This window comes from Bradyrhizobium sp. HKCCYLS3013, assembly GCF_051167615.1.
Classification (GTDB): Bacteria; Pseudomonadota; Alphaproteobacteria; order Rhizobiales; family Xanthobacteraceae; genus Bradyrhizobium.
The window spans coordinates 115,444-128,813 of the sequence record NZ_JBNPTK010000007.1 but is presented as its reverse complement, the minus strand read 5'-3'; the positions used below and the strand labels follow the sequence as shown (position 1 = coordinate 128,813).

13 protein-coding genes are annotated in these 13,370 nt (G+C 65.9%); 1 reads left to right on the top strand and 12 read right to left on the bottom strand.

Translation table 11 applies throughout. The features are described from left to right. Positions 1-21: 21 nt before the first annotated feature. Together ACQR1F_RS15225 and maiA are read right to left on the bottom strand one after the other, a co-directional pair. A complete protein-coding gene (locus ACQR1F_RS15225; protein ID WP_315800540.1) occupies positions 22-531 on the bottom strand; it encodes a MarR family winged helix-turn-helix transcriptional regulator in 510 nt (169 codons plus the stop codon). Further along, on the bottom strand, positions 521-1,153 hold the full coding sequence (gene maiA, locus ACQR1F_RS15220) for a maleylacetoacetate isomerase (protein ID WP_434913447.1): 633 nt from the start codon (positions 1,151-1,153) through the stop codon (positions 521-523). Before maiA ends, ACQR1F_RS15225 begins: the two co-directional genes overlap by 11 nt. A 102-nt stretch (positions 1,154-1,255) precedes the next feature. On the opposite strand from maiA, the gene gtdA reads away from it, so the two are divergent. Further along, on the top strand, positions 1,256-2,293 hold the full coding sequence (gtdA, locus tag ACQR1F_RS15215; RefSeq protein WP_434913381.1) for a gentisate 1,2-dioxygenase: 1,038 nt from the start codon (positions 1,256-1,258) through the stop codon (positions 2,291-2,293). A gap of 10 nt (positions 2,294-2,303) precedes the next feature. Here the strand turns inward: gtdA and ACQR1F_RS15210 are convergent, their stop codons facing one another. The 10 genes from ACQR1F_RS15210 to ACQR1F_RS15165 form a co-directional block, all read right to left on the bottom strand. Further along, positions 2,304-3,131: an ABC transporter permease gene (locus ACQR1F_RS15210; RefSeq protein WP_434913380.1), complete on the bottom strand. Its 828-nt coding sequence runs from the start codon at positions 3,129-3,131 to the stop codon at positions 2,304-2,306. Then, on the bottom strand, positions 3,124-3,897 hold the full coding sequence (locus ACQR1F_RS15205; RefSeq protein ID WP_316183153.1) for an ABC transporter ATP-binding protein: 774 nt from the start codon (positions 3,895-3,897) through the stop codon (positions 3,124-3,126). Before ACQR1F_RS15205 ends, ACQR1F_RS15210 begins: the two co-directional genes overlap by 8 nt. Positions 3,898-3,939: 42 nt before the next feature. Further along, entirely contained in the window at positions 3,940-4,941 is a 1,002-nt protein-coding gene (locus tag ACQR1F_RS15200; RefSeq protein WP_316239352.1) for an ABC transporter substrate-binding protein, read from the bottom strand. A 107-nt stretch (positions 4,942-5,048) separates the two neighbouring features. Continuing rightward, positions 5,049-5,510, bottom strand: a complete 462-nt coding sequence (locus tag ACQR1F_RS15195; protein ID WP_316183155.1) for a hypothetical protein — start codon at positions 5,508-5,510, stop codon at positions 5,049-5,051. 25 nt (positions 5,511-5,535) lie between these two features. Then, the gene (locus ACQR1F_RS15190; RefSeq protein WP_316183156.1) at positions 5,536-6,018 is read right to left on the bottom strand and encodes a hypothetical protein; all 483 of its coding nucleotides are present in this window, start codon (positions 6,016-6,018) and stop codon (positions 5,536-5,538) included. A gap of 109 nt (positions 6,019-6,127) precedes the next feature. Continuing rightward, positions 6,128-6,820, bottom strand: coding sequence for an alpha/beta hydrolase family protein (locus ACQR1F_RS15185; RefSeq protein WP_434913379.1), 693 nt, complete (start codon positions 6,818-6,820; stop codon positions 6,128-6,130). Positions 6,821-6,879: 59 nt separating this feature from the next. Continuing rightward, positions 6,880-8,895, bottom strand: coding sequence for a methyl-accepting chemotaxis protein (locus ACQR1F_RS15180; protein WP_434913446.1), 2,016 nt, complete (start codon positions 8,893-8,895; stop codon positions 6,880-6,882). A gap of 35 nt (positions 8,896-8,930) precedes the next feature. After that, positions 8,931-9,824, bottom strand: a complete 894-nt coding sequence (locus ACQR1F_RS15175) for a TRAP transporter substrate-binding protein (protein WP_316216804.1) — start codon at positions 9,822-9,824, stop codon at positions 8,931-8,933. Positions 9,825-10,088: 264 nt separating this feature from the next. Then, entirely contained in the window at positions 10,089-10,718 is a 630-nt protein-coding gene (locus ACQR1F_RS15170) for a nucleoside-diphosphate sugar epimerase (protein WP_434913378.1), read from the bottom strand. 165 nt (positions 10,719-10,883) lie between these two features. Next, complete coding sequence (locus tag ACQR1F_RS15165) at positions 10,884-13,196, bottom strand: Tex family protein (RefSeq protein ID WP_316216806.1); 2,313 nt, start codon at positions 13,194-13,196, stop codon at positions 10,884-10,886. Positions 13,197-13,370 lie beyond the last annotated feature (174 nt).

Here is a 13,370-nt window from a genome sequence, read left to right as displayed (position 1 = left end):
GAGAGCCGCGGAGCTCCGCGATCAGCCGGCCTTGCCAAGATGCTCCAGTGCATCCTCGGCGCGCAGCGGCACCCGCGAGACCTCGTTGTTGAGATCGACGAGCTGCGCCAGCAGGGCCATCAGCATCTTGCGATCCGCGGCCTTCAGCGGCGCCAGCATGCGGGCCTGGGCGCGATCAACCGCCGGCATGATCGCACGGAGCAGTGCGCCACCCGTTCTGGTCAGGTAAAGGAGCTTGACGCGCTTGTCCTCGGCCGACGGTTTGCGCTCGATATGGCCCTTACTCTCCAGCCGCTCGATCACGCTGCCGAGCGTCGAACGGTCGAAGGCGATCACCGCCGACAACCGGGTGGCATCGATGCCCGGGTGCGTCTGGATCGCGACCAGCGCCGCGTATTGCACCGGCGTCAGGTCGAACTCCCGACACTCCTCGACGAAGATCGACACCGCAATCTGCTGCATTCGCCGGAACAGATAGCCCGGCTTGGTGTAGACTGCGTCCATCGTGATGTCGGGCGGCCTACTCGGCATCGGGCTGACGCTCCGGAGCAGCATCGGCGAAGGCCGGCAGCGCCTTCGCCGCGGCTTCGGCCTGCAGCAGGCGCGGGAACGCTGCGACATCGACGCCGAAGCGGCGTGCATTGCCGAGCTGCGGCACGAGACACAGATCCGCCAGGGTCGGCGCGGCACCGAAGCAGAATGGTCCGGGCTCATGCTTGATCAGCGCTTCGCAGGCAGCGAGCCCCTCGCGATTGGCCCAGCCGGCCCAGGCCGTGACCTTGTCCTCGGGCAGGCCGAGCTCCCGGAGCCGCGCCAGCACCTTCAGGTTCTGCACCGGATGGGTGTCGCAGGCGAGCACCTGCGCGAAGGCGCGGACCTGGGCGCGTCGCAACGGATCCTTCGGCAGCAGCGGCGGCTCGGGATGGGTCTCGTCGAGCCATTCGATGATCGCAAGCGACTGGATCAACGTGGCGCCGCTGTCGTCCTCGAGCGCCGGAACCAAACCCTGCGGGTTGAGCGCGAGATAGGCGGGCGCGCGCTGCTCGCCCTTGCGGAGGTGATGCGGCAGGTGCTCGACCGTGAGACCCTTGAGGTTGAGCGCGATCCTGACGCGATAGGATGCGCTGCTGCGGAAATAGCCGTGCAGCTTCATCATGGCAGTCCTCCCGATGCGATAGCTCTGGTTGTATTTGACGGTAATCAAATTGGCAGTATACTGTCAATCAAGAACGACATCTGATCACGGGAGGCGCGCATGGCCGCGGTTTCGACACCGGAGCGCGAGGCGTTCTACAAGAAGATCGACGGCGAAAACATGACGGCGCTGTGGACCGTGATGAGCGATCTCATCACGCCCGAGCCGAAGAGCGCCTGTCGGCCGCATCTGTGGCAGTTCGCGGCGATCCGCGACTATATGATCGAGGCCGGGCGGCTGATCACGGCGAAGGAAGCCGAGCGCCGGGTGCTGATCCTGGAAAATCCCGGCCTGCGCGGGCAATCCAAGGTCACCACCTCGCTCTATGCGGGCGTTCAGATGGTGATCCCGGGCGACGTCGCCCCCGCCCATCGGCACAGCCAGTCGGCATTGCGCTTCGTACTGGAAGGCAAGGGCGCCTTCACCACCGTCGAGGGCGAGCGCACCCTGATGGAACCGGGCGACTTCATCATCACCCCCTCGATGACCTGGCACGATCACGGCAATGAGACCACCGAGCCGATGTTCTGGCTGGACGGCCTCGACATTCCGCTGGTGCAGTTTCTCGACGCGTCGTTCGCGCAAGGCGCGCAGGAGGACCAGCAGAAGGTCGCGCGCCCTGCGGGCGACAGCTTCGCGCGCTACGGACATAACCTCCTGCCGGTCGACGCCAAGCGCAGATCCAGGACATCACCGATCTTCAACTATCCCTACATCTATACGCGCGAGGCGCTGGAGAGCGCGAAGCGGAGCGAGGAATGGGACGCCTGCCACGGGTTGAAGCTGAAATTCTCAAATCCCGAGACCGGCGATTTCGCGATGCCGACGATCGGCACGTTCATCCAGCTGCTGCCCAAGGGCTTCAAGACCGCGCGCTATCGCTCGACCGACGCGACCGTGTTCACCGCGATCGAGGGCAAGGGCCGCAGCCGCATCGGCGACCAGACCTTCGAATGGGGCCCGCGCGATCTGTTCGTCGTTCCGAGCTGGCAATGGGTCAGCCATGAGCCGGACGAGGATGCCGTGCTGTTCTCGTTCTCGGATCGCCCGGTGCAGGAGAAGCTCGACCTGTTCCGCGAGGATCGCGGCAACGCGTGACGCCGGTCCGTCACCGCCAGCGCAGCAGCCGCGCTTCGAGCATGCTGATCAACCGGCCGACGGCGAGACCGAACAGCGACAGGATCAGGATCCCCGCCATCAGCTGATCGGTCTGCATCAGATTGCCGGCCTGCAGCACGAAAGTGCCGATGCCGGTCTCGGCGCCGATCATCTCCGCCGAAACCACCAGCATCAGCGCCACCGACGCGGTGATGCGGAAACCGGCGAGGATCGATGGCAGCGCCCCGGGCCAGATCACGCGGCGGACGATGGTCGGGAACGGCACGTCGAAGCTCTGCGCCATGCGGATCAAATTGCGCGGCACCGCATCGACGCCGCTATAGACCGAGATCGTGGTCGAGAAGAACACGCCGAGCGCGATCGTCGCGATCTTCGGCTGCTCGCCGATGCCGAGCCAGAGAATCAGCAGCGGCAGCACGGCGATCTTCGGAATCGGAAACAGCGCAGAGACGAACGTGATGCCGATGCTGCGCGCGATGCGCCAGAGGCCGATCGCGAAGCCGACGACGATGCCTGTGGCGGTGCCGAGCGCCCAGCCGGATACGATGCGCACGAACGACGCCGAGACATGCTGCCAGAGCGCGCCGCTTTCGGCCAATCGATACAGCGCGCCCAGGATCGTCAGCGGCGCCGGCAGGAACAGGGGATTGACCAGCCCGAGGCTGCCGACCAGTTGCCACAGGCCGAGAACCGCCGCGAGCGCCAGCCAGCCGGCCCAGCGGCTTGCGGCCGGCGTGAAGCCGCCGCCGCGGAACGGCACCTTCTTGCCCTGCTTGCCGGCGACCTCGGGCGGTTCGGCCGGGGACCGTTCAAGCATTCTGAACCTCGCGCTCGGCATCGATCGCCTCGCTCCGGATCAGCCCCCAGAGCTCGTTCTGCAGGTCCAGCAGTTGCGCGCGCACTCCGGCATCACCGCGGCTGCGCCGCGTCGCCGGGACGCTGACGACCCTCCGGATGCGGCCAGGACGGCGCGACAGCACGACGATGCGATCGGCGAGCCGCACCGCCTCCTCGAGATTATGCGTGACATAGATCGCCCCCATGGTGCCGTCGGCCAGCAGATCGACGAAATCCTCCATCAAGAGCTCGCGGGTCTGCGAGTCCAGCGCCGACAACGGCTCATCCATCAGCAGGATCGCCGGGCGGACCGCCAGCGCCCGGGCAATGCCGACCCGCTGGCGCATGCCGCCCGACAACTGCTTGGGATAGACGGTCCGGAAGTCGGCCAGCCCGGTCCGCTGCAACGCATCGTCGACGGCGGCGGCGCGCTGCTGCGTCGACAGCGATGTATGGAGGAGCGGAAACGCGACGTTATCGGCGACGCTCGCCCACGGCAGCAGCGCGAAGTCTTGGAACACGAACGTCAAGGGATTGAGGCTGCCGGGCGGCGGGGCTCCGCGCAGCAGCGCCTGCCCCTTGCTCGGCTGCAACAACCCGCCGAGGATCGACAGCAGCGTGCTCTTGCCGCAGCCGGACGGTCCAACGATGGCCACCACCTCGCCGGCTCCCACCGTGAACGACACGCCATCGAGCACTTCGAGCGCGTCGAAACGGTGGCTGATGGCCTCGGCGATCAGGTCCATGTCAGACGATCCCGCTGCAGGTCCGCACCGTGCCTGCCTTCATCAATCCGGCTTCACGAGGTCTTTGGCGATGATCGCAGCCGCATCATAGCCCTGGTCCGCGAAACCCTGCGCCTGAAGCCATTTGATCTGGCTGTCGATGTTCTTCACGTCGAGCTTGCCGTCGGGATCGATATAGGCGCAATTGCCCACCACCTGCTCGACCGGCAGGTTGGTGTACTTGCCGATGATCTCCAGCAATGGCCTGGTTTTGTCGTCGATGGCGGCAGTGCCGTCCTTGACCGAGGCGAGCACGACATCATGATACTCGCGCTCGGCGCGCTGAAGCGATGCCAGCAACTTGCCGACCAGGGCCGTGTTGGCCAGCGTCTTCGGCCCGGCGAACACGCCGGAGACCTGCCACGGCGTCTCGTCGCCGACCCAGCCGAGATGTTTGACGGCACCCTCCTCCATCAGCTTGCGCGCGACGGAAACCGGCATCAGCGCCGCGTCGACGGTTTCGCCCTTGATCGCGGCCGACATGTTGGACATCGACTGAAGCGGCACGATCTTCACGTCGCCGAGCTTGAAGCCGTATTTGTCGGCCAGCAGCCCCACCGAGTAGTGAAAGCTCGACCCGACCTGGGTCATCGCCACGCGCTTGCCGGCAATGTCCTTCGGCGTCTTGAGACCTGCCTCATAGGCCTTGTTGCTGGCAAAGTAGCCGATCAGCGGAAAGCCCGGGCGGTCGCGGCTCATGCCGGCGATGATCTTCAACGCGCCCTTGCCTGCAAGGTTGTACAATCCCGCGGTGAAGGCGGTCACCCCGACATCGACGTCGCCCGTGGCCGTCGCCACGGCGATCGGTTGCGCTGCATCGAAAAACTTCAGCTCGACGTCGAGGCCGGCGTCGCGGAAGTAGCCCTTGTCCAGCGCGATGAACACCGGCGCGGACGAGGATAGCCGGAGAACGCCGATCCGGAGCTTGGCGTCGTCGGCCAGCGCAGTGCCGATTGCTACGAGGCTCCAGAGCAGCCCCAGGACGAAGCCAACGCATCGGAACATCACACTCTCCAAGATCTGGCGACCCGCACACCCGGCCCAACGATGACGCCGACTTGTTGCAATATTTCGAGCCTGATGTCGCGCCAAATTTTCAGGGGATCGCAGCCTCAGAGGCCGGGCATCTTGCTCCCAGCCGCCTTGGTGCCGGCTGCCTTGGACTCGGTTGGCGTGGTCTCGACTGCCTTGGTCTCAGCGGAAAACCCATCTTCGAACCGCCCAGCTTCACTGCCCGCCCGACAGGTCAAGCCCGACAGAGCGCCGGCCATATTTTTCGCGCGGCACATCCCCTTGGCCGTGAGCTTGCGGATGTCACCATCCACCTTGAAGATGATCATATCGACGGGATAGGCGCGCGCGTTCGCGGGCTGCCGTTGTTCGACATCGCCGGGGCTCGAGACGGTCATCATCCCTCCGTCGAGCATCACGAAATAGAAGCCGGCTCGTCCATCACTGTAGCGCGTATTGAGCAAGGCACCCTTGCAGTCGGCGGTCCGGTCCTTTGCCGCGAGTACCACACGGTGGCCGAATGACGATGGGCGACGTCGCGACGAAGCCTCCCGCTGGTTCATCCTGCTTGTGCACAGGGTGACGGCCTCAGAACGTCTGCATCACCGGCTTCTCGCCATTGGACAGAAACAGCCCTTCAAAGCGGCCGATCTCGCTGTCAGCCGCGCATTCGATCAGGTCGGGTCCCTTGAATGGATTGCCGTGGCGGCACTGCCCCTTGGCCATCACCCTGTTGATCGCCGTCCGACTTTGGCCAAAGATCATCATGTCGACCGGTGTGACGAACTTGTCGGGGCCAGGTTGCTCCTGCAGATCGCCACGATTCGAGAACGTGACGATGCTGCCGTCGAGCAAGGTGAAGTAGAAGCCGGTGCGCTGATCGTCATAGTCGGTATTGAGCAGCGCGCCCTTGCATTCCGAGCTGCGATCCTTTCCAGCGACGATGAGCTTCTGGCAAGTTCCCTTCACGGTCACCATGGCGGTCAACCGGGCATCGGCGAACGATGGAGTTGCAGATTGCATCAGCACGCCGAGCGCACACACCGACACTGCCAACACCGCTGACTTCATCGGACTCCCCTCCCATGCCCTTGAGTACGACTATGCCTCAACCTCTGACGACATGGAAGTTCTATTTTTGTTCTCATATCACTTTTTCAGAAACGGCCGCTGCGGGGCGTCAGCCGGCACGGGCTTCGAGCGCCTGAAGCCACACCGCAAATGCCCCCGTCAATTCGTCCATGACGGCCTGATAATTCCGGCCGGAGCGCGCAGGCACGTGGAAGGCGTGGTCGGCCTGATCGAGCCAATGCAACGTCGCGCGCGGTCCCAGCCGCCTCACGACGGGCGCGAGCAGCTCCATCTCCGCAAGCTTGTCGCGCGTCCCCTGCAGGAACAGCATCGGGACCTCGATCGCGTCGAGATGATCGGCGCGCGCGATGGAGGGCTTGCCGGCGGGGTGAAGTGGAAAGCCGAGAAAGGCGAGCCCGGCCACGCCCGGCAACGGCGCTGCACTCTGCGCCTGCGACGTCATGCGCGCCCCGAACGACTTGCCGCCCGCGACGAGCGGCAGCCCCGGACAGAGCCGCGCGGCCTCCGCCACGGCCGCCCGCACCGCGGCGTGGGCGAGCGCGGGCGGATCAGGGCGCTTGCTTCCCTTCTCCATGTAGGGAAACTGAAAGCGCAGCGTCGCGATGCCGCGTGCGGCAAGGCTTGCGGCGGTCTGGCTCATGAAGACGTGGCTCATGCCGGCGCCCGCGCCGTGGGCGAACACGAAACAGGCGCGCGGCCGAGGCGGGGCCATGAACAGCGCGGACACGACGCCCGCGCCGTCGACGGGAAGCGCAAGGGAGCGCGGCTGGTGCTCGGTCATGCCCCAGAGTGCGAGCCGGCGTCCCCTGCGTCAACTCCAGTGACCACCGGCTTTGCGGCTCAGGCCGCGGTCCGGATCGTCTGCAGGAAGTCGGCGACATTGCTCCTCAGCGAAGCGGCCTGCTGCTGCAGCGCGGCGGCCGCCGCCAGCGCAGCTTCAGCGCCGGCATCGGTCTGCCCGGCCACGTTGCGCACGTCGCCGATCTCCTGCGTCACCGCCGCCGTGCCGCTGGCCGCCTGTTCGACGTTGCGGGCGATCTCGCTGGTTGCGGCCCCCTGCTGCTCCACCGCGGCGGCGATCGCATTGGAGATCTCGGCGATCTCCCGCACCGTCGTTCCGAACTGGGCGATCGCGCCGACCGTCTCCTGCGTCGCGCTCTGGATGGTCGCGATCTGGCTCGAGATCTGCTCCGTCGCCTGCGCGGTCTGCGACGCCAAATTCTTCACCTCGCTCGCGACGATCGCAAAGCCGCGGCCGGCCTCGCCGGCACGCGCCGCCTCGATGGTGGCGTTGAGCGCCAGCAGGTTGGTCTGGCTCGCGATCGCCTGAATCAGTTGCACGATGGTGCCGATCCTCTCCGCCGCGCTGGACAGCCCGTCGATCAGTTCGGACGTCCGCTGGGTCTCGTGCGTCGCCCGGGTCGACACCGTGACCGAGCGCTGCACCTGGGAGGATATCTCCCTGATCGAGGCCGCGAGCTCCTGGGTCGCCGAGGCCACGGTCTGCACATTGACGGACGCCTGCTCGGCCCGGCTGGCGACCGCTTCCGCAAGGCCGCGGCCGCGTTCGGCGACGCGTGCCAGCTCGCTGGCGCTCTCGCCCATCTCGGTCGCACGCCCGCCGACGCCGGTGATGACACCCTGCATGCCCTGCTCGAACCGGCCAGCCAGATCGGACATCATGCGGGCGCGCTCGGCCTCCGCAGCTTCACGCTGTGCCGCCGCTTCCTGCTCCATGCGGCGGACAGCAAGCGCATTGTCACGGAAAATCTCCACGGCGCGCGCCATCCGGCCGATCTCGTCGCGCTGTTCACCACCGGGAATCGGCTGATCCAATTCGCCGGCCGCCAGCGACTGCATGCGGTCGGTCATGCCGCGGATCGGCGCCGACACGCTGGCGCCGATCAGCCAGGCCAGCACCGCTCCGAATATCACCGCTGCGGCTGCCGTCACGACGACGGTCTGCTTGGTATCTTCGACCGCGACGCCGGTCCTCGCGGCCTGCTCTGCACGCGCGGTCCCAAGCTGCCGGTTGATCTGGCTGACCTGGGTATCGATCGAGGCGCTCGCCTTGGCGAGTTCCGCCTGCTTGGCGCGCAGGTCCGCGGCCACCTTGATCACCTCCTCGAGCGCAGCGGCATCGGCCGTCAGAGCCTCTTTCAGCGCAGCAACCAGCGCCTTCAGCTTGGCATCATCGACACCTGCGATCTCGACTTCCGTATCGGCAATCGCGAGCTTCGCATAGACGAAGGTGAGCCTGGCATCGTCGGCATCGCCATTCGACAACGTGTTGGTATAGCGCATCACCGCGATGCGAACCGCGTCGACGACGCTGGCCAGACGCAACGGATTCATCAGCGGCTCGCTGCCAGCGCGATTGGCGAGGGCCACCTGGATGCCGCCGATGTTGATGCCGGCAACGGCGCCCAATGCGTCGGTCTTGGTGGTCGCCGCGCGCAGCCGGTCCACGGCCTCGGCCGCGGCAACGAACGATGCGCGATAGGCCGCCAGCGCGCTTCGCACCGGGCCCACGCCGTCAGCCAGCACCTTCAGACGGCCGGACTGCTTCTCGACCTGATCGGCGAGACCGCCGACGGCGTCGATCGCCTTGCTGGCCGCATCCTTGTCACCGACGTTCCAGGTGCGGATGAATCTCTCGACCGCGCCGTTGGCACCGAGCAGCGCGGCGCGCACCTGCGACATGCCGGCGTCCCCGGCCGCGCTGGTGACGAGCTCATCCACGGTGCCGCCGATGCGCCCGACCTGGATCATGGCGAAACCGCCGAGCAACACCAGGAAGCTCAGGATCAGGGCGAAGCCGCCGAAGATTCGCGGGCGGACACCGATCCAAGACATCAGAGAAGACAGTTTCATCGATTTGCCCGGCTGTTTCACGGAGTGGACCTGATGGTGGCGAGCAGCTCCTTGCCGAAGCGCTTCTCGAAGTCGGCATCGAGCGGCTTGACCGCGTCGACGAAGGTCTTGCGGTCGAACGTCTCGATCACCTCCATGCCGGCCTTGCGCAACTCATCGAGCTTCTGCGCATCGAGCTGGGCCTGCCAGGTGACCTCCGCAGCCGCCTTGGCGGCGGCAACCAGCGCATCACGGTCCGCCGCATCGAGATGGTCGAACATCGCACGGTTGGCGACGAAAGCGATCGGCGCGAAGAAATGCCCGGTGAGCGTCAGATATTTCTGCACCTCGTCGAAGCGATTGGCCGCGATGGTGGCGACCGGATTTTCCTGACCGTCGAGCCGGCCGTCCTTGAGCGCGGCATAGACCAGTGGGAAATCCATCGGCATCACGTCGGCGCCCAGCGCCTTGAAGGTCATCTGGTAGACCGGATTGGGGATGACGCGGATCTTGAGGCCCTTGACGTCATCGACGGTACGGACCGGACGCTTTGAGTTGGTGAGATTGCGAAAGCCCTGCTTGCCGAGCGCCAGCAGCACCAGTCCCTTGTCGGCGAACTTGGCGCCGATCGCGGCGGCGACAGGCCCTTGCGCAACCGCCTTGGCATGCGCGGTGTCACGAAACAGGAACGGGATGTCGAAGACGCCGAGCTCGGGCACCACCGCGCTGGCGATGCCGCCGGACACCACGGCCACGTCCACCGCGCCGCTCCGGGTTGCAGCCAGCACCGCCGCCTCGCTGCCGAATGCGTTGCCCGCACGCTCATCGATGATGAGCCGCTTGCCGGCCAGCGCCTGCAGCTTCACGCGAAATTCGTCCGACCCGACCTGCTGCGGATTCTGAACCTGCGAGTTGAAGACCAGCGACACCATTCGCGGAGACGCCGTCGCCGCTTGGGATCCGAGCAGGGTTCCCACCAATGCCAAGAAACAAAATTCAAGCAGCTGTCTGCGCATGAAACACCGGGCTCGTTTTTCCTCGATGCACAACTAACAGCCAGATATGGTTAAGATGTTAAGACCCCGACAGTCGCAGGCGATGAGCCGTATAACTACGGAGATCGCCGAACCCACCAATCGAATTCGATTTTTCATAAATGGCGAGACCAAGCCGCTACGCAAGAGCGGCAGGCTCGATCATCGGCGCATGGCCCCTGACAGCATCACTCGCTTGCCGGCAACTGTAGGAACAGCCATGAGCAGCGCGTTGGCGACGTCCGCCGCGGCGATGGGCTTGTAGTTCGCCGGGATCAGGAAGCCGATGATGTTGTTCAGCCTGTTGCCCCATTCCTCGCCCGGCCGGCTCGGCTGTCCCAGCTCCGTCCGCGCGCCGACCAGCAGCGAAGGCCGCGCGATCACCAGTCCCTCGAAGGGCAGCGCGGTGAGCTCATCCTCGAGCTCACCCTTCACCCGGCTGTAGAAGACGGGCGACGTGCTATCTGCCCCCATCGCGCTGACCAGACCGACGCGCCTGGTGCCGCTCGCGAGCGCGGCCCTGGCGACGGCGAGGTTTGCGTCGTGATCGATGGCGCGGAAGGCGGCCTGGCTCCCGGCCACCTTGATCGTGGTCCCGAGAGCCAGATAGAGTTCGTCGGCCGGCGGCAGGGACGGCAGCGCGGTGAAATCCACGACATGCGCCGTCAGCTTGGGCGAATGGTCAGGCGGCGCGCGGCGGCCGACGACGTGCACATGACTCACGGTCGGGTCGGCAAGCAGACCGCGAAGCAACTCCCGTCCCACCAGCCCGGTCGCGCCGGCAATGATCACGGTCCGGTTCGTCATGCGCGGTCCCCACTCACAACCCGCCGACCAATGTACGCGTGGCCGCGGAGATAGGGAAGGCGGCAACGACACGACGCCGAATGCCATGGCGCCGCAGAGATGGCGCCGCAGACGAGACATGCCCTCCGCGGCGCCTCATCACCATCCGCCTCAGGCGCCCTTGCGCCGCTCCGCGGCCTTGGCCATCGCCGCGGCGAACGCGCCGCCGCCGGACGGCTTCTCCTCACGCGTGGTCATGCGCCCCGCAGGCGGCCGTGCGCTGGTCCGCTTCTCGCCCTTCGCCGGCAGCGGATCGGACAGCCGAAGCGTCAGCGAGATGCGGTTACGCGGCACATCGACGTCGAGCACCTTGACCTTGACGACCTGCCCCGGCTTCACCACCTCGCGCGGATCGTTGATGCGCTTCTCGGACATCGCCGAGATGTGGATCAGGCCGTCCTGGTGCACGCCGATATCGGCAAAGGCGCCGAACGCGGCGACGTTGGTGATGGTCGCCTCCAGGATCATGCCCGGCTTGAGATGGGTGATCTTCTCGACGCCCTCCTGGAAGGTCGCGGTCTTGAACTCCGGACGCGGATCGCGGCCCGGCTTCTCCAGCTCCTTGATGATGTCGGTGACCGTCGGCACGCCGAAGCGCTCGTCGGCGAACTTCGCCGGATTGAGCGTCTTCAAGGTCTTGGTGTCGCCGATCAGCACCTTGATGTCGCTCTTTGTCGTCTCCAGGATCTTCTTCACGACCGGATAGGATTCCGGGTGCACGCCGGAGGCATCGAGCGGGTTGTCACCGTCGCGGATGCGCAAAAAGCCGGCGCACTGCTCGAACGCCTTCGGACCCAACCGCGGCACCTCCTTAAGCTTGTCGCGGGTCGGGAACGGACCGTTGGCATCGCGATGCGCGACGATGTTCTGCGCCAGGCTCTCGCCGATGCCCGACACCCGCGCCAGCAGCGGCGCCGAGGCGGTGTTGAGATCGACGCCGACGGCGTTCACGCAGTCCTCGACGGTGGCATCGAGCGCGCGGGCCAGCTCATACTGGTTGAGATCGTGCTGATACTGGCCGACGCCGATCGAGGCCGGCGGCACCTTGACGAGTTCGCCGAGCGGATCCTGCAGGCGGCGCGCGATCGAGACCGCGCCGCGGATCGAGACGTCGAGATTGGGGAATTCCTTGGCGGCGAACTCCGAGGCCGAATAGACCGACGCGCCGGCTTCCGACACGATCGCCTTGGTCAGCTTGAGATCCGGCTTGAGCTTCATCAAATCGTTGACCAGCTTCTCCGTCTCGCGCGACGCCGTGCCGTTGCCGATGGCGACGAGATCGATGCCGTGCTTCACGCAGAGTTGCGCCAGTGTCAGCATGCTCTCGTTCCACTGCCGCTGCGGCTCGTGCGGATAGATCGTGGCGTGATCGACGAACTTGCCGGTGCGGTCGATGACCGCGACCTTGACGCCGGTGCGGAAGCCGGGATCGAGCCCGAGCGTGGCGCGGCCGCCGGCGGGGGCGGCGAGCAGCAGATCGCGCAGGTTCGCCGCGAACACGCGCACCGCCTCCTTCTCCGCCTCCTGCCAAAGACGCATGCGGATATCGAGCGCCAGCGAGGTCTTGATGCGCGTGCGCCAGGCCCAGCGCACGGAGTCCGACAGGAACTGATCGGCGGGGCGGCCCTGGCGCGAGATGCCGAACGTCACCGCGATGCGGTTCTCGTACAGCGACGGATCCTTCGAATCCTCCGGCTCCCCATCGCCGAAATCGAGCTGCAGCACCTCTTCCTTCTCGCCGCGCAGCATCGCCAGGATGCGGTGCGACGGCAGCTTGGTGAAGGGCTCGGCGAAATCGAAGTAGTCGGCGAACTTGGCGCCCTCGGTCTTCTTGCCGTGCCGCACGGACGATTTCACCGCGCCGCGAGTCCACATCTCCTCGCGCAGCGAGCCGACGAGGTCGGCGTGCTCGGCGAAGCGTTCGACCAGGATCGCGCGGGCGCCGTCGAGCGCGGCCTTGACGTCCTTGACCGGATTGTCGCCGTCCTTCTTGATGAATGCCTTCGCCTCGTCTTCCGGATTTTTCATGGGATCGCCGATCAGCATGTCGGCAAGCGGCTCGAGCCCGGCTTCCTTCGCGATCTGCGCCTTGGTGCGGCGCTTCTCCTTGAACGGCAGATAGATGTCCTCGAGCCGGGCCTTGGTGTCGGCGGTCGCGAGCGCCAGCTCGATCTCCGGCGTCATCTTGCCCTGCGACTTGATGCTCTCGATGATCGCGGTGCGCCGTGCATCCATCTCGCGCAGATATCGCAGCCGTTCCTCCAAGGTGCGCAACTGCGTGTCGTCCAGCATGCCGGTCGCCTCCTTGCGGTAGCGCGCGATGAACGGCACGGTCGCGCCGCCGTCGAGCAGGTCGATCGCGGCCTGGACCTGGGCATCCCTGACGGCGAGCTCAGCGGCAATGATGGAGGCAAAATTCGACACGGTGTTCTTCCGAGATTCGTGACGGGGCTGATTGGATAGGAGTGCACGCGCGCCAGCGCAAGCGGCTGGCGGACGCTCTGTGGGCAACCGTGGCAAAAAAGACCGGTTGCGAATCATGTAAAACGCTGCCGCGACCGGGCCATCGCGTTGCACATGCGGCGCAAATCACTGATT

Bases quoted from the DNA above. Each gene is read 5' to 3' on its own strand.
- ACQR1F_RS15225 (WP_315800540.1), bottom strand. From the start codon at position 531: ATGCCGAGTAGGCCGCCCGACATCACGATGGACGCAGTCTACACCAAG.
- maiA (WP_434913447.1), bottom strand. From the start codon at position 1,153: ATGAAGCTGCACGGCTATTTCCGCAGCAGCGCATCCTATCGCGTCAGG.
- gtdA (WP_434913381.1), top strand. From the start codon at position 1,256: ATGGCCGCGGTTTCGACACCGGAGCGCGAGGCGTTCTACAAGAAGATC.
- ACQR1F_RS15210 (WP_434913380.1), bottom strand. From the start codon at position 3,131: ATGCTTGAACGGTCCCCGGCCGAACCGCCCGAGGTCGCCGGCAAGCAG.
- ACQR1F_RS15205 (WP_316183153.1), bottom strand. From the start codon at position 3,897: ATGGACCTGATCGCCGAGGCCATCAGCCACCGTTTCGACGCGCTCGAA.
- ACQR1F_RS15200 (WP_316239352.1), bottom strand. From the start codon at position 4,941: ATGTTCCGATGCGTTGGCTTCGTCCTGGGGCTGCTCTGGAGCCTCGTA.
- ACQR1F_RS15195 (WP_316183155.1), bottom strand. From the start codon at position 5,510: ATGAACCAGCGGGAGGCTTCGTCGCGACGTCGCCCATCGTCATTCGGC.
- ACQR1F_RS15190 (WP_316183156.1), bottom strand. From the start codon at position 6,018: ATGAAGTCAGCGGTGTTGGCAGTGTCGGTGTGTGCGCTCGGCGTGCTG.
- ACQR1F_RS15185 (WP_434913379.1), bottom strand. From the start codon at position 6,820: ATGACCGAGCACCAGCCGCGCTCCCTTGCGCTTCCCGTCGACGGCGCG.
- ACQR1F_RS15180 (WP_434913446.1), bottom strand. From the start codon at position 8,895: ATGTCTTGGATCGGTGTCCGCCCGCGAATCTTCGGCGGCTTCGCCCTG.
- ACQR1F_RS15175 (WP_316216804.1), bottom strand. From the start codon at position 9,824: ATGGTGTCGCTGGTCTTCAACTCGCAGGTTCAGAATCCGCAGCAGGTC.